Annotated in this window: 18 protein-coding genes; 6 read left to right on the top strand and 12 right to left on the bottom strand. The window is 45.2% G+C overall.

Going from position 1 to position 17,080, the window contains the following annotated elements:
- Positions 1-27 precede the first annotated feature (27 nt).
- A complete protein-coding gene (locus R7E38_RS07985; protein ID WP_064354517.1) occupies positions 28-1,695 on the top strand; it encodes an ABC transporter substrate-binding protein in 1,668 nt (555 codons plus the stop codon).
- A gap of 75 nt (positions 1,696-1,770) precedes the next feature.
- Here R7E38_RS07985 and ompV read toward each other — a convergent pair whose 3' ends face one another.
- The 4 genes from ompV to R7E38_RS07965 form a co-directional block, all read right to left on the bottom strand.
- Positions 1,771-2,547 (bottom strand): outer membrane protein OmpV, encoded by a 777-nt coding sequence (gene ompV, locus R7E38_RS07980; RefSeq protein WP_226083361.1) that lies wholly within the window; start codon positions 2,545-2,547, stop codon positions 1,771-1,773.
- 222 nt (positions 2,548-2,769) lie between these two features.
- Positions 2,770-3,303, bottom strand: a complete 534-nt coding sequence (locus R7E38_RS07975; RefSeq protein WP_005373930.1) for a copper resistance protein NlpE — start codon at positions 3,301-3,303, stop codon at positions 2,770-2,772.
- A 273-nt stretch (positions 3,304-3,576) separates the two neighbouring features.
- Entirely contained in the window at positions 3,577-4,806 is a 1,230-nt protein-coding gene (locus R7E38_RS07970) for a quaternary amine ABC transporter ATP-binding protein (protein WP_005387213.1), read from the bottom strand.
- The gene (locus R7E38_RS07965; RefSeq protein WP_005387211.1) at positions 4,799-5,698 is read right to left on the bottom strand and encodes an ABC transporter permease; all 900 of its coding nucleotides are present in this window, start codon (positions 5,696-5,698) and stop codon (positions 4,799-4,801) included. The genes R7E38_RS07970 and R7E38_RS07965 overlap by 8 nt, the downstream gene beginning before the upstream one ends.
- Positions 5,699-6,198: 500 nt before the next feature.
- Here R7E38_RS07965 and R7E38_RS07960 point away from each other — a divergent pair, with 500 nt between their 5' ends.
- The 3 genes from R7E38_RS07960 to nqrM are packed head-to-tail and all read left to right on the top strand — an operon-like array spanning position 6,199 to position 7,203.
- Positions 6,199-6,489, top strand: coding sequence for a DUF134 domain-containing protein (locus R7E38_RS07960; RefSeq protein WP_005373924.1), 291 nt, complete (start codon positions 6,199-6,201; stop codon positions 6,487-6,489).
- A complete protein-coding gene (locus tag R7E38_RS07955) occupies positions 6,486-6,992 on the top strand; it encodes a NifB/NifX family molybdenum-iron cluster-binding protein (protein ID WP_226083363.1) in 507 nt (168 codons plus the stop codon). Before R7E38_RS07960 ends, R7E38_RS07955 begins: the two co-directional genes overlap by 4 nt.
- A gap of 1 nt (position 6,993) precedes the next feature.
- The gene (gene nqrM, locus R7E38_RS07950; protein WP_017635136.1) at positions 6,994-7,203 is read left to right on the top strand and encodes a (Na+)-NQR maturation NqrM; all 210 of its coding nucleotides are present in this window, start codon (positions 6,994-6,996) and stop codon (positions 7,201-7,203) included.
- On the opposite strand, the gene R7E38_RS07945 is transcribed toward nqrM, so the two are convergent.
- Positions 7,181-7,993: an aminoglycoside phosphotransferase family protein gene (locus R7E38_RS07945; protein ID WP_226083365.1), complete on the bottom strand. Its 813-nt coding sequence runs from the start codon at positions 7,991-7,993 to the stop codon at positions 7,181-7,183. The two genes, nqrM and R7E38_RS07945, sit on opposite strands and share 23 nt — an antisense overlap.
- A gap of 187 nt (positions 7,994-8,180) precedes the next feature.
- Between R7E38_RS07945 and R7E38_RS07940 the strand changes: the two genes are divergently transcribed.
- The gene (locus R7E38_RS07940; protein WP_005373920.1) at positions 8,181-8,375 is read left to right on the top strand and encodes a hypothetical protein; all 195 of its coding nucleotides are present in this window, start codon (positions 8,181-8,183) and stop codon (positions 8,373-8,375) included.
- A gap of 75 nt (positions 8,376-8,450) precedes the next feature.
- Here R7E38_RS07940 and fusA read toward each other — a convergent pair whose 3' ends face one another.
- The 5 genes from fusA to R7E38_RS07915 all read right to left on the bottom strand — a co-directional run bounded on the left by fusA (position 8,451) and on the right by R7E38_RS07915 (position 15,162).
- Positions 8,451-10,475: an elongation factor G gene (gene fusA / locus R7E38_RS07935; RefSeq protein WP_318081725.1), complete on the bottom strand. Its 2,025-nt coding sequence runs from the start codon at positions 10,473-10,475 to the stop codon at positions 8,451-8,453.
- Between the two features lie 293 nt (positions 10,476-10,768).
- The gene (gene dgcA, locus R7E38_RS07930) at positions 10,769-11,761 is read right to left on the bottom strand and encodes an N-acetyl-D-Glu racemase DgcA (RefSeq protein WP_226083367.1); all 993 of its coding nucleotides are present in this window, start codon (positions 11,759-11,761) and stop codon (positions 10,769-10,771) included.
- 50 nt (positions 11,762-11,811) lie between these two features.
- Positions 11,812-12,816, bottom strand: coding sequence for an N-acetyltransferase DgcN (gene dgcN, locus R7E38_RS07925; protein WP_226083445.1), 1,005 nt, complete (start codon positions 12,814-12,816; stop codon positions 11,812-11,814).
- Between the two features lie 101 nt (positions 12,817-12,917).
- Positions 12,918-13,799 (bottom strand): LysR family transcriptional regulator, encoded by an 882-nt coding sequence (locus tag R7E38_RS07920; RefSeq protein ID WP_226083368.1) that lies wholly within the window; start codon positions 13,797-13,799, stop codon positions 12,918-12,920.
- 154 nt (positions 13,800-13,953) lie between these two features.
- Complete coding sequence (locus R7E38_RS07915) at positions 13,954-15,162, bottom strand: MFS transporter (protein WP_042523295.1); 1,209 nt, start codon at positions 15,160-15,162, stop codon at positions 13,954-13,956.
- A gap of 200 nt (positions 15,163-15,362) precedes the next feature.
- On the opposite strand from R7E38_RS07915, the gene soxR reads away from it, so the two are divergent.
- Entirely contained in the window at positions 15,363-15,797 is a 435-nt protein-coding gene (gene soxR, locus R7E38_RS07910) for a redox-sensitive transcriptional activator SoxR (RefSeq protein WP_005373898.1), read from the top strand.
- Positions 15,798-15,807: 10 nt separating this feature from the next.
- Here the strand turns inward: soxR and R7E38_RS07905 are convergent, their stop codons facing one another.
- Positions 15,808-16,203: a DUF2391 family protein gene (locus R7E38_RS07905; RefSeq protein ID WP_005373896.1), complete on the bottom strand. Its 396-nt coding sequence runs from the start codon at positions 16,201-16,203 to the stop codon at positions 15,808-15,810.
- Positions 16,204-16,216: 13 nt separating this feature from the next.
- The gene (locus R7E38_RS07900; protein WP_226083369.1) at positions 16,217-17,062 is read right to left on the bottom strand and encodes a tetratricopeptide repeat protein; all 846 of its coding nucleotides are present in this window, start codon (positions 17,060-17,062) and stop codon (positions 16,217-16,219) included.
- Between the last annotated feature and the right edge of the window lie 18 nt (positions 17,063-17,080).

Raw genomic sequence — 17,080 nt, 5'->3', positions numbered from 1 at the left:
GCTTTGGAATAACTCTTAGGAATCTTTGTGAACGATGTCAATCTTAGGTATCTGGATCTACTGTTAAAGCACTTTGAACCTCACCAGTATCACCTTGTTACGCTTTCTGAGCTAGAAGCGGTGATTTGCACGTCGAGGCGCAATGTTTCTATTGTGATGAAAAAGCTTGCCACTTACGATTGGGTCGATTGGCAACCTGCGATTGGCCGAAGTAACGCTAGCCGTCTCAGTATTAATATTTCCCTCCAACAAGCGATGACCGAGTTTTTGGTTGAGGAGCTTGGCAGAGGAAGAATGAACTCAATAACGAAACTTATTGATTGGTTCGGTCAAACCGCGGTTAGAGCACTAACTATCGCTTCTGAAAAAGTGAATCGATTGAATGAATCAAATAACGCTATTTTGATTTCTTCTTACCCTTGGGTATCCAAAATCGACCCTGCGAATACTTACCGTCACACTGAATTACACGTCGCGAAAAGCGTTTATGACGTATTGCTGACCCAAAATTCCAATGGTGGTATCGAGCCATCGTTAGCACACGAATGGAAAATGGAAGGCAAGGTAATGACGTTATGGTTGCGGCCAGGCATATATCGCCATGATGGCGAGCCCCTTAACATACAGGATGTGGTTTGGAGTATAGAAAGACTTAGGGAGATAAAAGGACCAGTTCACGAGCTCTGGCAGTGTATTGATAGCGTGGTTGCAGAAACATCTAACTGCTTAAAAATTATATTGAAGTATCCGAACAAGTTGTTTCCATACATGCTAGCAACTCCTCATGCGTCTATTCTATGTCGAGATGTCGTCTCTTTCGGTTCTAGTTATTCCTACCACATAGGGACTGGACCATTTAAAATCAGCGGCTGGAACCAGGAGAGTATGACTCTTGAAGCGCACAAAGAGTATTTTTCAGCACGCGCATTGTTAGATCAAATAACGCTGTCTCATGGTGATGTTAAAACCTTAAATATGTTGAGCTTTAACCAAAGCTCCGATCACGTTGAAGTGGAAAAAATTAGCGCATTTTCATATTTGACCTACCGCGAACGCGTGGAATCCCAACTCACAAAAGAGACTTGGTATCAACTCGCTGATTACATCCATGTGCAAAAGCGAATTTATGATGCGCCAAGTGCCGTTGACAGCATTCAGTTAGAGACTCACGAGCAAGATTTATCAATAACAGATGGTGTTGTGATACCTAAACTGAAAGGTAAAGTGGTATTAGCTGAACCTGTCTGGACGATTCCGAGTTTAATTCGTCATTCCGAATGGTTGCACAGTGTGATTCGTGCAACGGGATTAGAGTTAGAGATCATTGTTATTGATGACATTAGTTTTCCTGAGGTAGTGTCTCACCAAGCAGATTTGCTCTTCATTGAGGAAGTCATGGAAGCACCATTTGAATATGGCATCTTCGAATGGCTGTCGATAGCAACTGGACTGCGTTTTAGTTTTGATCAAAGCCAGATGTTAAGCCATAGAGAAAAGGTTCGCAGGGCGATGGCAGATGATCACTCGCTACAGTCTTTATTAAACCTAGAGAAAGCGCTGCGCGATCAGTACCTATATTTGCCTTTGTTTGTTGGCTACGAAGAAGTGACAAAAACACAGCAAGTGCGAGGTGTGCAGGTGAAGAATACAGGCTATAGCGATTTACATAGGTTATGGATTGCTCATTCACACTAGAGTCGGTGTTCAAGATTATGCAAATGTCCAACGCATAAAGCCATCGAAATGATGGCTTTATAAGGGCGTATCGGATTAGAAGTTGTACGACACACTTGCGCCAACAACCCATTGGTTTGCACTATCAACGATAGATGAGTCGCTGATACCGCTGCCTAGGCGCGTGTATTGTGTCATTTGGCTTACTTGCCAGTTGTCGTTGATTGGCATAACAAGTTTGTAGCCCACACCATAGCTTACCGTTGAATCACCTTTGTATGCTTTGCGGTTTGCGTTTGCTTCGCGTTGTTTTACACCAAAGTAGTAATCTACGTAGTCTTCACTTTGATAAGTTAGGTTAGCAAAAGGAACAAAATCAACACTACCGAATTTCATGATGTGGAAGTAAGTCGCGCCCGCTAAGTAACCTTTGTAAGCACCACTGATATCGTGCTGAAGGTACGTAGAAATGACGTTGTTTTGATCCAGTGTAAAGTCTGCGTTTAAACCTAGATCGACGGCGAAGCGGCGTTTATCTGTGCCTTTCAGGCTTTTGGCTGTATCACCGTCGCGCATTACACCACTACCTACAAGGTAGGCACTCATGTTGATTAACTCATTGGTGTTACCGAAGAAGCGGTAGTTAATGCCACTTAGGTCGGCATTAAAGTCGTCACCATGGTAACCACCGTTGAGAATTGGTGCTGTATTATGCTTTTGATCTTTGAAAAGATCGCTGCCTTGAGCCACACCAGCTTCTACGTTCCAACCGCCTTCTTTGTTGTAGATGTTACCGTTACGAATGTAAGTATCGCCAGCGAAAGCTGAGCCAGCAGCTGTCAGAGTAAGTAGTGCAATTAATGTTTTTTTCATCATTTTTCCGAGTTGTTCTGTTTTGTTTTGAACACTGTACAAAATGACGTTGTAAGCATCTATCGGCAAAGCGTATGGAAATGTAATGAACAATCAGGGTAAGAAGCAGAATGTTGCTTCAGAATAGAAAGGTTGCTGGAATAGCTTTCGTTAAAACAGCGAAAAAATCCGAGCTGGGGTGGCTCGGATTTGGGGTATTTATCAGGTATTGATACTAACTTCTTACTGTTTCGTTAAGTTGTATAGTGGTGCTAGGTCACCCGTTACTTTTTCGCCATTCATGTCTAGCTTCATAAGTACGTTTTCACCAACAAAGTATTGGTTTGGTGCATCTTCATTTGTCAACGTTACGATGCTGCCATTTGCGTCCCAAGTGAATTGACCTTCAGATTTTGATTGACCGTCTTCTTTGTCTTGGTAGCTTTCTTCAAGTACGTAAGTGCCATCTTGATTTAGTGTGATGGTCATATCGATACCAGCACAATCCGCGCAAGGTAGTGTTCCTTTGTAGGTGCCGTTCCAGTCCAGAGCACTTTGTGCGTTGTGTTCAGAGTCTACAAATGTCTCTTCAGTAATTACCTGTTCTTCTTCTACTGGTAACGTGTCAATTGTCTCAGTCGTAACGTCTGCACTGGTGGTGACTTCAGTTTCCGTTGCCTGAGGTACTTCAACTGCGCTTGTTTCGGCAGGTTTCTCATCTTGACAGCCTGCAAGAATGATTACCGCGCCTGTTAGTGCCAACATTGTCTTTTTCATTTTATCCCTCTTTAAATCAAGATTTTGTATGAGAGTAATAGTAGACATTTATCGAGGATTTGCGTCATCAAAAAGCAATAGAATGATCTAACTATGTCAATAAAACCGGATATGAGCATGAAATTGTCAGGAAAATCAGAACAATGTAAATGTTGCTTGGGGTATCAAGCTTGAGCCCACAGATAAATATCTAAAAAGGGGAGTGGGAGTGGGAGTGGGAGTGAGTTAATTGATAACAGCCCACATTGTTGTGAGCTGTATTATCAACATCATCTAAGAAACGTTATTGAAGCTTGAGCGTGAAGTGCCTCGTTTTGTGCTTCGTTGATCAGAAAACAGCTCCGCAATAACCTGACGATTTAATTCGCCTTTCAAATGGCCGTGCTCATCGATGACGGGCAGTGAATGTTCACACGACATGACTTCAGTCAGCACTTGCTCAATGGCTAAATGTGGAGAGATGATAGGCACCTCTTCATAGATATCATCACGCCAATCTGATATATGAGTTAACTTCGCTGCGTTTAGCAATCCTTGCTGTGTTATCACGCCTTGATAGCCTGCATTGGTCTCATGGTAGGCATAATCACGTTTAACACGTTTCATTTCACTTAGTGCATCTTCAATGGTTTCAGCGCGAACACAGTACGAAGGTGGCTGCATCAGCGTTTCGACGGTCAGTGCTCGCGCTCTATTGACGTCTTTTACAAAGGCTTCAACGTACTCATCGGCAGGATGCAGTAAAATTTCGTCTGGTGAACCTTGTTGGACAAGTTCACCGTCTTTAAGAATCGCGATGCGATCGCCAAGTCGAAGCGCTTCATCTAAATCATGAGTAATGAAAATAATGGTTTTGTGCAGCTTCTGTTGCAGCTCTACCAACTGATCTTGCATTTCGCTTCGAATCAGAGGGTCCAATGCTGAGAAAGCCTCGTCCATCAACAGTATTTCGGCGTCGGTAGCCAGTGCCCGTGCAAGGCCCACACGCTGTTGCTGTCCACCCGATAGTTGAGCAGGATACTGGTGCTCATAACCCGTCAGTCCAACGGTTTCTAACCATTCATTTGCTTTTTCTAAGCGCGCCTCTTTATTCATTCCCTGAACTTCCAAACCATATGCGATGTTGTCGATAACAGTGCGATGAGGCAGCAAGCCAAAGCGTTGGAACACCATAGACATCTTGTGACGGCGAAACTGTTCAAGTTCTTTGTTAGAAAGTTGCATGACATCCACCCCTTCTACCAAGATCTGCCCCATGGTTGGATCGATTAATCGATTGAAGTGGCGAATCATGGTGGATTTTCCAGAACCGGATAATCCCATAATGACAAAAATTTCACCCTTTTGAATTTGCAGGTTGATGTCTTTTAGTCCGACCGTGTGGCCCGTTTCCGCTAAAACCTGCTCTTTACTATGTCCCAACTTAACGCGCTCAATCACGCTATTGGGTCTGGTACCGAAGATTTTATAAAGACCGCTGATTTCGATAAGTGGACTAGTCATGTTTTGAGTCTCCTAAATGAGCTTGAGTGCGTTTCGCATACGCTTGTGAAGCACGATCAAAAAGGATTGCTAGGGCGACAATTGCTAAACCATTGAGAAGACCAAGAGTGAAATATTGATTGGTAATAGACTTTAGAACAGGCTGACCTAAACCTTTTACCCCAATCATTGATGCGATGACCACCATTGACAGTGCCATCATGATCGTTTGGTTAATTCCCGCCATGATGGTTGGCATTGCAAGCGGAAGCTGAACCCCAAAAAGCCGTTGCCGAGTGCTGGCACCAAATGCGGTTGCGGCTTCCAATACTTCTTTATCAACTAGACGAATGCCCAAATTGGTTAAACGAATAACCGGTGGAATCGCGTAGATCACTACGGCGATAAGGCCAGGAATTTTCCCGATGCCCAATAACATCACAACTGGAATGAGATACACAAATGCCGGCATGGTTTGCATGACGTCGAGTAATGGTGTTACCACCGACTGAATGTGATTAGAGCGCGCCATAGCGATGCCGATAGGGATACCAAGTGCGATGGCAAGCATAGTACATACAGTGATGATACTGAGCGTACGCATAGTGTCTTCCCACATTCCAAAATAGCCAATCAGAATCAGCGAACCAAAACATGCAGCGGCCAGTTTCCAAGAGCGGCTAGCGGCATAAACGAGAGTGGTGCAGACACCTAAAATAATGAACCAAGGTGTAGAAATCAGAAGTTTTTCAAACCAGACAAGAAACGCCAGGAGCGGATCAAACAGAGACTCAATGAGTTCACCATACTCGCGAGAGAAATCTCTGTAGGCGCCGTCGAGTGTTTTGCGAATCGCCCTGAGATCAGAGGCATCCATTTCCGGGAATTCGCTGAGCCAATTTGAGTCAGACATATGTACTTCCTTTTTCTGATATACCTAAGCGCTTTCAAGAAACTTAATTTGGCAAGAAGAGTAGGGCACCTAGGCCAAGTAATGGTCGTTCGACAGGTTCTTTATCGAACGTATTACTCTTTAAGCTCAGGCGAATATCGTCAAGCTTCTCTTTTTCGTTCCTTAGGTATACATCCTTTTAAATAAAACAATCATTAGTGTTCAAACTAATGATTTGCTTGGATTATAGTTTTTCTTCTTCAATAAAATGAACACATTAGCGTGTATTTGTATGAAAAATCTGCGCAAACTAACGTTTTTATTATCCGGTTAATTAGAATTGATCTTTTTGCTCGTTTGTCATCGAAATTTCTAAATTATTAGATGTCTAATTAATGCTGATGTATTACGTATTTGTCGTGTTGATTTTTGCAAACTTAGTTTATTGGCATATGCTAAAAATGTTATTGGCATATGCCAGTTTAAGGCGTAATTTGACTCTGTGTTTTTGAGGGACAATGATGGCAAGACCAAAGATAGAAAGACGAATATGCGGACGTGCGGCTCACCATTGCTTTAAGCCCAATGGCATTCCATTTAATCAGTTGGAGCAAGTCGCCATATTACCAGAAGAGTTAGAAGCGCTACGTTTAGCCGACTTAGAGGGGCTTAGCCAGCAGCAAGCTGCGGAGCAGATGGGCGTTTCTAGACAAACTTTTGGTAACACAGTAAAAAGTGCAAGATTGAAAGTCGCAAAAAGTTTAGTTGAAGGTCATGCATTAGTTTTTCCGAATGAGGAGTCAAACTTATGATTTATGCTATTCCTAATGATGGTGAGCGGGTGGCAAACCACTTTGTAAAAGCACCATACATCGCTATTTATTCTGATACTGACGGTATGCTAAAAAACTTAGCGAACATAGCTTCTATGCCACAAGCGGGTTGTAATGCGAAGTCTCAGTTGATTCAGTCTCTAAAAGGGTACAATGTGGATGCTGTTCTTGTGCGAAATATCGGTGAACGTGTATTGGCAAAGCTACTTAGCAGTGGCACGCCAGTATTTAGGCTGTCTACTCGTAGTTCCTTGGAAGATGTGCTTGCGGTTCCAAGAGAGCCTTTGATTGAGCCCTCTCAAGGACGCCCATCAAACAATCATAAGAAAGGTGTTCACAAACAAAAAGGCGGCTGCGGCTCCTGTGGTTGTGGTGGCCAAAAATCAAAACCCTCCTTGTTGGCAAGACCTAAAGCGCTACTCAAAGCAACATCTAGCCCTGCTATACTTAAGCTAGAGTCGATGGCTAATAAGGCAGGTTAATATGGTTTGGTTATTTACCTTTCTTGGTTTTCTCGCAATCATTTTGTTGATGTCACTTGGCGTCATTTTTCATAACAAGCGTATTCAAGGAAGTTGCGGCGGTTTAAACAACGTCGGTGTTGATAAAGTATGCAACTGCGAAACCTCATGCGCAGAACCTGAAAGGCGTTTATATCAAATCTCAGAGCCTAACTCATCACCTGAGCGCTAAGGCTTTTGGCCCATTGCGGCAAGGTTTGCCGAAACCAGTCCAAATACTTGCTGGTCTGCGGATTCTCTCTGGAGACCAGTATGTTGACTACCTCGACAACGATCCACGCTTTTGCTAGTCCGATATCGCGCGCCAATTCTGTTGTTTCACCTTTCTCTGCGCACTTTATATATTTGTCTGCTACGTTCAAGTAATCATCAAATGTGCCCATGCCCTCGATGAGCGGCGCTAAATCTATCGCGACATGCCCTGTAGAAAAGCGCTCCCAGTCGAACAGCACCAGCTCGCCATTTTCGCGCTGTCCCCAGTTTCCTGTATTGGTGTCTCCGGAGATCAAGTTCTGCCTATCAAAAAGGTGCGCCGATCGTTGTTGTAGCTGGTGGAAGAACTGTTCTGTCTCTGAGCCCAGTTTAAGTGTAGTGAGTGCTTGTTGAGTCGCTTGTGGTGTCCACTGGTGGCGGTGATAAACACCATCTGATGTTGGTGGAAGTCGGTGCAGTTTGACGAGTTGTTCAATGACTCGATCATCTTCAAGTAAGAATGCTTGCTCGACTGCGTGGGGAACGTATTCAATGTACAGAACGTTTTTCTGATCGTCGAGTTGAATCAAGCGCGGTACGTGTATTCCAAGCGCGTTAAACTGCTCGGCATAGCGTTGATAAAACGCCACTTCTATTTGAGTAGGGTTACGTTTTTCTATTACTTGGACGCAATCTTTTTCGATGAGAAAAACTTTGGCACTGCCCATTTGGTTGAGTTCTTGTTGCGACACCGGACTTCCTGTCTTCATGTAGAGAGAGCTCACCTTAATCGCTGCACTCACGTTTTCCAATAGCCACGACAAAGTGCCTCAAAAATATTAAATGCAACCGTTTAAATATGATTTTGCTGTGAGTGTCTAAATTTTACACAGTCTCGCCTGTACTCCGATAAATTCGTTCTACGCTTACTATTCGTCTTAATAAAGGAGAACCAAAATGGCTGTAATGAAGCAGGATATTCCAAATCGTGTAACGGTTTACCATGACAATATCGATCAAGAACAAGAGCTGAAAAATGCGATGCTGCCAGAGAAACCGCGCTACTTTAACGGTGCTCCGACTTACAAAGCGAACAGCATCGAAGAGTTTGAAAGCAAAATCAGTCAGATAGGTTTGTCTCTCGATAAATAATTTTTCTTTTACCTAAAAGCGCCCTCAAAATGAGGGCGCTTTTTTGTTTATGTTATTGATTTGAATCGTAGGGAATTAACCTTGTTGTGCACTGCCTTGGCAGACCTGTTTTTGCACTGCTGGTGGCGCGGGCTCGTAATGGCTTAAAGTCATACTAAAACTGCCTTCACCACCCGTGATGGAGCGCAATCGACGAGCGTAATCTTGCAGCTCATTTACTGGTGACTTGGCTCTGAGTAAAGTGAAGCTGCTGTCTATTGGCTCGGAGCCTTCGATTAAGCCTCGGTTTCCAGATAAATCACCAGAAACATCGCCAACATTCGCGGTTGGGATGTGCAGTTCCATCTGGACAATGGGTTCTAGCACAATAGGAGCTGCGTTGTTAATCGCATTTAAAAACGCTTTCTTACCTGCGATGACAAACGCAATTTCTTTTGAATCGACGGAGTGATATTTACCGTCATAAACGGTGACTTCCACATCCTTAATTGGGTTGCCAGAAATCGCGCCTTCCTCTAACGCTTGCAAAATACCTTTTTCAACAGCAGGAATGAGCGCGGTTGGAATAGCGCCACCCACCACTTTGTTGATGAACTTAAATCCGGCGCCACGTTCGAGTGGACGAACCTTCAATTGCACTTCACCAAACTGGCCTGCACCGCCACTTTGTTTTTTGTGTCGATAATGCCCTTCGGCAGGTTTGGTGATGGTTTCAAAGTATTCGACGCTTGGTTGGCAGGTTTCGACGTCCAGTTTGTACACGTTCGCCATCTTTTCTAATGCGACTTTGAGGTGAAACTCCCCTTGGCCGCTGATGATGGTTTCGTTGGTGCGAGCGCGATGTTCGATGCGCAGAGAAGGGTCTTCACTGGCGATTTTATTCAGCACATCTCCTAATTTTTGCTCATCTCCACGCTTAAGAGGCTTCAAGCACAAAGAATACATGGAGTCAGGAAGATCCAACGTTTTGAGTTGAACTCCATCTTCTTCGTGAGAGTCATGAACGATTGAATCGAATTCGAGATCATCCACTTTGGCTAAAACGCAGAAGTCGCCTGCAAGCGCGCGAGGGATCTCGGTTCTATCTTTGCCCTGCAGTTGATATAAGTGCCCAACTTTAAATGCTTTGTTGCTTTCGCCAATATAAAGCTGGCTGCCCGCATTGATTTCACCCTGATACACACGTAAGTAGGCAAGTTTTCCCATATATGGGTCGACGCTGACTTTGTACACGTGTGCGACGGTGTGCTCTAAGGTTTCGCAATTTACTTTGATTTTTTTGCTGTTCTTTTCCAGTAGAGGAGGGTTACCTTCGTTTGGCATGGGCATGATCTCCGCCAAGGTACGTAGCAGCAGCTCGACGCCCGCCCCGGTTTGTGCTGAGACAAAACAGATCGGAATCACATGTCCAGTTCTCAGTGCTTCTTCAAACGGATCATGCAGTTGCTCTGCGGTGAGTTCGGAGCCTTGTTCCAGATACAGTTCCATTAGTTCTTCATCGACTTCGATAACTTGGTCAATCAAGGTCTCATGAGCTTCATCTACCGTTACAAGTAAGGTTTCTCGTCCCAATTCTGGTTCGAAATAGCAGTCAACTACAGATTCCCCGTCAGTCGAAGGTAAGTTGATCGGCAAGCAGTGGTCACCAAAATGCTCAACGATGTTCTCCATCAATCTTTCTAACTGACTACCGTGGTTATCGAGCTTATTGATGATGATCATCTGACATTTTTGCTGCTCTTTTGCAAAGGTGAATAAGCGATCGGAAGTTTGGTTAAGTGGTGTTTGAGGGTCGATGACAAGGGCGGATGTTTCAACGGCAGGAAAAACGCTGATAGTACGGCTAAGTAACTCGTTTTGTCCCGGAGTGTCGATGATATTGAGCCGGTGTTTATTCCAGCGCAGTGCGACTGGCGTTGCTTCAATACTGTGTTGATATTGGATGGATTGAGGGTCGAAGTCGGTAACGGTATCGCCTTTTTCTACGCTGCCTAAATGGTGGGTGGCATCGCAGGTGAAGAGCAGTTTTTCTATCAGCGTGGTTTTACCGGTCCCGGTTTGGCCGACAAAAGCGATATTGCGTATTTTATTGATAGGCATAAAGCCTCCTTGCAAGATGGCGTGAAAAACCTACGAATTGCTAGGAAGTGGGTTGTTATAGAAACCCACGCACTGCATTGGAGTAGGGCGGGATTACCGCCTATTCGTTTTCCACGTCATTTTCCGGATGACTCGATGCATAAGACCACCTTCTTGGACTACTGGAATCTTAGCATGCCTCAATAACCATATAATTTATGTGACTTATTTCATGATGGGGCTGATTGTTTTTTAATCGAGATCATAAACTCAGAGGTTCTGACTTTTGGAGCAAAACCTCTGGATTGTTTAGGCTATTTGGAAAGAACGATTTCGCCGTCGCAATAAACCAAGCTTGGCGTTACATCTTGTCCGAGCAGCACCGGGCCATCAAGATCGACAACGCTTGCCTGAGCAGCAATGGGTAAGGCAGCACGCATCGCAAGCGACGTCCCCAACATACAACCGGACATGAGGCTAAAACCGAGTTTTTGGGCGTCGTCGGATAATAATAGTGCTTCAGTGAGCCCGCCAGTTTTATCTAGCTTAATGTTCACCATTTCATATTTGCCAACCAACTGATGCAATTGCTCTCTGGTGTGACAACTTTCATCGGCGCAAAGTGGAATGGGGTGCGGAATGCTGGCGAGTACGTCGTCGCAGTCTTGTGGCAACGGTTGCTCGATCATGGTGATATTAAACGGTTCGAGTTGAGCAAATACCGTCGCGAGGTCGAGGTTTTGCCACGCTTCATTCGCATCTAAGACAATTTGTGCGTGCGGCGCGGCATCGCGTACTGCTGCAACGCGCTCAATCACGTTTTCACCATCCAGTTTTACCTTAAGCAGTATTGCGCCTTGGCTAAGGTAAGCTTGTGCCTGTTTTGCCATCGCTTGCGGCTTGTCGATAGAAACCGTCATCGCCGTCACAATCGCCTCGGGTAACGTAAAGAGGTCGTGAACCTGCTGCTTTTGGCTCAAAAGCGCGTGAAGATGCCAAAGGGCGCAATCCAATGCATTTCTTGCCGCCCCTGCGGGTAATAACGATTGAAGCTGGCTTTTGAGAACCATGACATCAGCTTCGCCTTTGGCATACAAACTTTGCAGTTCATGCGCGGCGTGAGAAATCGCCTTAATCACCGATTCAACCGATTCACCATAACGAGGGTATGGCGTGCATTCACCTTGGGCGGTCATGCCTCGATGTTCAATTGTCACGCGGACTACGTGGCACTCTGTCCGACTGCCGCGAGAGATGCGAAATGGTGTCGCCATGGCAATCGTGACGGGTTCTACATGAATTTTCATCTCACTAGTTTTCCCTAAACCGCAGTTATTTTCTAAACCGTAAATGTTTCTTAAATCGTAAGGAGCCTATCTGCAACCGCATCAACGCCAAAACGCACAGGGTCGGTGACGGGCACCTGGTATTTGTCGCTCCAATCCTGGCATAACTGGGCTGCATCTTCTTCGCTGATCGCCGAAGTGTTCAAGCAAATACCCACTAATTGAGCGTTTGGATTTGTTAGGCGAGCAGCGGCCAGATTCGCTTCTATCGTTTGTTCAATGGTTGGCAAGCTCACATGTGGTAAGTTGCGGATGTGCGGGCGACCAATCTCATGGCACAGTATCAGAGCGTCAGCTTGTGCGCCGTGAAGTAAGCCCAAACTTACGCCAGCAAATGAAGGGTTAAACAATGAACCTTGCCCTTCGATGATGTCCCAATCGTGATCGGCGAACTCAGGGCTGATCGCTTCTACTGCGCCGGAGATAAAATCGGCAACTACAGCATCAATCGAAATGCCACTGCCTGCGATGAGAATTCCGGTTTGACCCGTTGCTTTGAACTCTGCACGACAGTTTTTACGCTTCAATGCATGCTCAATGGCAAGGGCAGAGTACATTTTGCCAACGGAGCAATCTGTCCCTACAGTAAGTACTCGCTTGCCTGCGCGAGCTTTGCCATTGCCGACCTTGAGCGGGTCATCATAATGGCGAACATCATACAGTTTGGTTAATCCGCGTTGTTCTAGATCGGCAAGAGGAGAAAGTTCCGCCAAACGTTGGTGCATGCCCGATGCAATTTCAAATCCCATCTCTGCCGCTTCAAGTAAGGTTGCTTGCCAAGCTTCGGGAATGACGCCTCCTGGATTTGCAGTGCCAAGCACCAGCGTTTTTGCTCCTTGCTGCTGCGCTTGTTGTAGTGTCATGTCGGTTAAACCAAGCGATACGGTTTCTGGCGTCAGGCGGATTTGGCCAAGACAAATCTCAGGTCGCCATTGATATATGCCACGCGCGGTTTTTGCTGCGAGTGGATCGGTTACATCGCCAAGAAAAAGTAGGTAAGGTTGAGCAATTTGCATGATGGTTCCCTTCGTCATCGTTATTGCTCATTAATGTAGCCAGACTGATTTAGGAAACCGAATGCTTATTTGTTAGGCAGGTATAACTTCAGGTTATACCATTAAACCATCTGTTGTTTTAGGGCGGTGATAAATTGCTTTGTCGCAATGGATTGAGGTGTGTGCTCTGCGAATAAAATAGAGACAGAGAAGGACATATTTGGCTCCAAAGCATGCACGGAAACGGCATTATCTTGGCGATATTGTTTTGCAGTCCAAGGGTCTACAATCGCGAATCCTGCTTCGTTTTTCACCAGTTCAGCCGCCGCGGAGTAGCTGCGGACGGTAATGGCATGTTGATAATGCTCGTCACGCGCTGACAAGGTTTGATGTAACAGCAAGCCCAGAGGGTCTCGGCTATCTAAACCGATAATGGGTAAATCGTGACTGATGAGTTCTTCTAAAATGACGGTTTTTTCTGCGGGTATCGCTGCGCTTTTAGGGGCAATTAGCGCCAAGTTTTCTTTTAATAACATGTGTCCCATGATCGCTGGTGGCGTTTCTTCACCGAACGCAATGGCGACATCCAATTCATGTTTCAGTAAACCTGAGCACAGCTCATCGCGATTGGCCGTTAAGAGCTCAAAGGAGATGCTGTGCTCTTTCGACAACAACGCGACAGTCGGCGTTAACAAGTGTGCGGCCAAAACAGGCGGAGCACCAACTCGTAAATGTTGAGTTCCCTGTTTGACTTTGTTGGTCAGAGAGCGAAATTGTCCGAGTTGTTGATAGACTTTTTCAGCCTCTGGCAATAAGGCTTTGGCTTCTTGAGTTGGAACGAGACGGCCCTTTACACGCTCAAATAAAGCGAAGCTCAGTTGTTGTTCTGTATGGGCGAGAACTCGAGTGACATTAGGTTGGGAAACGTGCAGTAAGCGAGCCGCGCCTGACACCGTTCCTGCTTGCATAATGGCGTAAAAGACTTCTAATTGCCTTAAGTTCACTGCGATTTCTCTCTGCTCATGTTGGTCACCTCAGAATACCCAACCTTGCTGATAAGCGATAGAGGCAAAAGTGCTGGCGTAAAAAATAGGAAGACGATGTTGGTTGCCTTCCTATCTCGCTTTTTCAATTTCTCAACTTCTCAATTTCTATGCTTCACTTTGCTGCTGCATGAAGGGGCAGGTCGTTAAACGGCTCGACGTCTCGGCTGAGTAATCCCATCAAAATCACTGCTAATACCATGACAGCAGCTGCGATTGCAAAACCGTATTGTGTTAGTTCGTAATGACTCAATATTGCAATCAGGACGTAACTGAGAGATTGAATGGTGGTGGCAAACATGCTGATGCCGCCATCGACGCGACCTCGTTGATGAACCGCTACGGTGTGATGCATCCAGTTGACTCTCGCAATGCGATTTAGCGCGTTAAATACGCCAAACAGCGCCGTAAACAATAAGATGGTCAGCGGGCTCATCGCAAAACTCATCCCGATAAGCGCAAAAGAGACCATAACCATCGAAGCGAACATAATGTGGCTATGGGAGGAACGGCTTAGCACTTTGGTGACAATAAAGCCGGTTAGCAACGAGCCGAGGCCAAAACTGATGTTGAACCCTGCAAACCAATCGCCAGAGATGCCTTGTTCAGAAAACCAAATCGGCACCAGTTTGCTCAAATACGTCAATGCAGGATAAGAGAGGCAAGAGAGCAGAATAAAGCCATAAAATCGGGGTTCGAGGCGGAATATTTGTTTGCTCTCTTTGAGTTGCGCGATGAAAGCAACGGATTTTGATGCCCTTAATTGTTGGGTATAAGGCGTCAGAATATAGAACATCGCTGCTAACGCAGAGGCGCTGGCCGCAAACAAAGCAAACTCTTTCATACCCCACATTTCAAGCAAAACAATACCCAACGCGCCAGCTCCGAGGGTTGTGGATTGCATTACAATTTCTTGCTGACCCGAAATTTTCGCATACTCATGGTGCTGATAATTTTCTTGGGTGAAAGCGTTGTTGGTCGTCCATGCAAAATTACTCGAAACCCAATACACCAATTGTGCAAAAGCCAGCAACCAGTGTGACTCGAACCCTAACCAATAAGCAATGAACACCACCAAAGCCATACCCGATTGAATCCATTGATTGAGCACGAGTAGTACTTTGCGTGAATGTCGGTCAATTAAAGTGGAAAAGAAAGGCGTTGCTAGAAAAGAAATCGCGGTGCAGCTCAGAGAAACTAAAGCGACGAATGTACCCATGTTAGGTTCGGAAAGCATGACCCATGGCAGTGCCATCATGAATAAGCCAGAGGAAATGCTGTCGAAGAAGCGGCCAGCTAAGTACGGCTGAGTTTTATTTTTCATTATGTTTGCCTCTAACTCCCGATGGATTTCAAAAGGTTGATGTCCAACTGTCTGTGTTTAACAACCAAGTCGTTCGCGCTGAACACATTATCTTGAGATCGCCGGGGTTTAGCGTTAATTAAGATGGTGCAACTTTAAAACCTCAAGTAAACTTGAGGTAAAGCATTTTTTTAACAAAATTGATACACAGGGAGTCAAGGATGGAAATCAGCGTAGGAGAAGTGGCAAAACGTTCTGGAGTGAAAGTATCTGCCCTACATTTTTACGAGCAAAAAGGACTGATTTCGAGTTGGAGAAATCAAGGTAATCAGCGTCGCTACCATCGCAGTGTGTTGCGCCGTGTTGCGGTGATCAAAGCAGCGCAGCAAGTTGGGTTGTCGTTAGAAGAAATTAAACATGCGTTAGATGAACTGCCGAAACACCAAGCCCCTAACAAAGCGCAATGGGAAGAAATGGCAAGCCATTGGCATGAACAGTTAGAACAAAAGATTCAAAAACTTAAAGCGTTGCAAAACGATTTAGGCGGATGCATTGGCTGCGGGTGCTTGTCGTTAGAAACCTGCGCACTGCGAAACCCAGAAGATGTATTAGGGAAAGACCACTCGGGGTCGAACTTAACGTTAGAAGAAGAGTAGCGATTATCTCTTATTCTTTGTCGAAACTGTCGACTACGATCGCGCCCATCGAAGCAGGCATTGTGATGACGATAACGCGCTTTATCGCAACCAAAGGCTCATTCATGAGTGGCAGCTTATCAAGACAGAAAAGAACTAACGCTACCACAACGGCCGCAATGAGGTACGCGATAACCACACGAAAAATAAAGATGGATACGCGATTCTTGATGTGGCTTTGAAACACGCTTTGATACGCGAAAAAACTGAGGAAAATGACAGAAAGACTTAACAGCATGAGCAAGTTTGCCATTGGTAGGCTCTCACCCAATCGCCACGCCTCCTCCGAAAATGAGATCGGGACTGCTAGGGCAAAAGCACCAACCAATACTTGGCTAGCGTCTTCTAGATTAAAGTGGCTGCTCATGCTGTTTATTCCATTATTCGCTTGCTAGATGTAAGAGCTTTTCAAAACGCTCATTACCGTGCAGCAATTCGAGGTCTCGTTCTTCTGCAAGTAAATCACGAATGGATGGGCTGTATTCAATTGCGCGTTCCAAGTCTTCAATAGCTTGCTCTTCGATACCAAGGCGAGAGTATGCACACGCGCGTTGATACAGTGCAGGGCCGTTGGTGTAATCGACTTCAAGTACGCGGTTACAAATGCTAAGTGCCCAATGGTATTCGTTGATTTCCATCGCTGCGTCGGCTTTGTAAGTCAACGCTTCTAAATCACCTGGACGAATTAATAAGATTTCATCATAGATTTCAATACGTTGTTCTGGAGTTTGAGAGCTTTGTGCACGTAGCCATAAGTTATGGATCTCGTTGATTTTCTCAATCTCTTTGTTGTTTTCGCTGATAATGCGAGTTTTGCGTTTTAAATCTCGCTCAAGGGCGACAAACTTTTTCTCGTATTCTTGGGCGATCTTCTCCAATCGTTTATCAGCCATCTCTTTGGTGTTGTGTTTAAACTCGCGCAGAGATTGCCATCCGACAAAGGCAATCAGCGATGCGACACCAGCAATGATGTAGAAGAAGTATGTAACGGTCACGTTGGCATAGTTCAACGATTTATCTGCGACCGTTAGCTCGCGATCGGTGATCTCTGTGATCATTCGCTTTTCTAGGCTTTGATAGTCCTGACGCAGCGCTTTTAGTTCATCTAAAATATAGCGTTCCATTAATGGTCTATCTAACAGATCCGATTCTGAATACTTTTCCTCCGATGCCATTGTTGGCAAGGCAAGTATCAGCAAGAAAAAAATACCAATAAATAAGCGCATATAACGTCCTTTCACGAG

It is taken from the genome of Vibrio sp. Vb2131, from assembly GCF_033338535.1.
GTDB classification, from domain to species: domain Bacteria; phylum Pseudomonadota; class Gammaproteobacteria; order Enterobacterales; family Vibrionaceae; genus Vibrio; species Vibrio alginolyticus.
The sequence above is the reverse complement of the archived record's forward strand: the minus strand, read 5'-3'. Positions and strand labels throughout refer to the sequence as shown.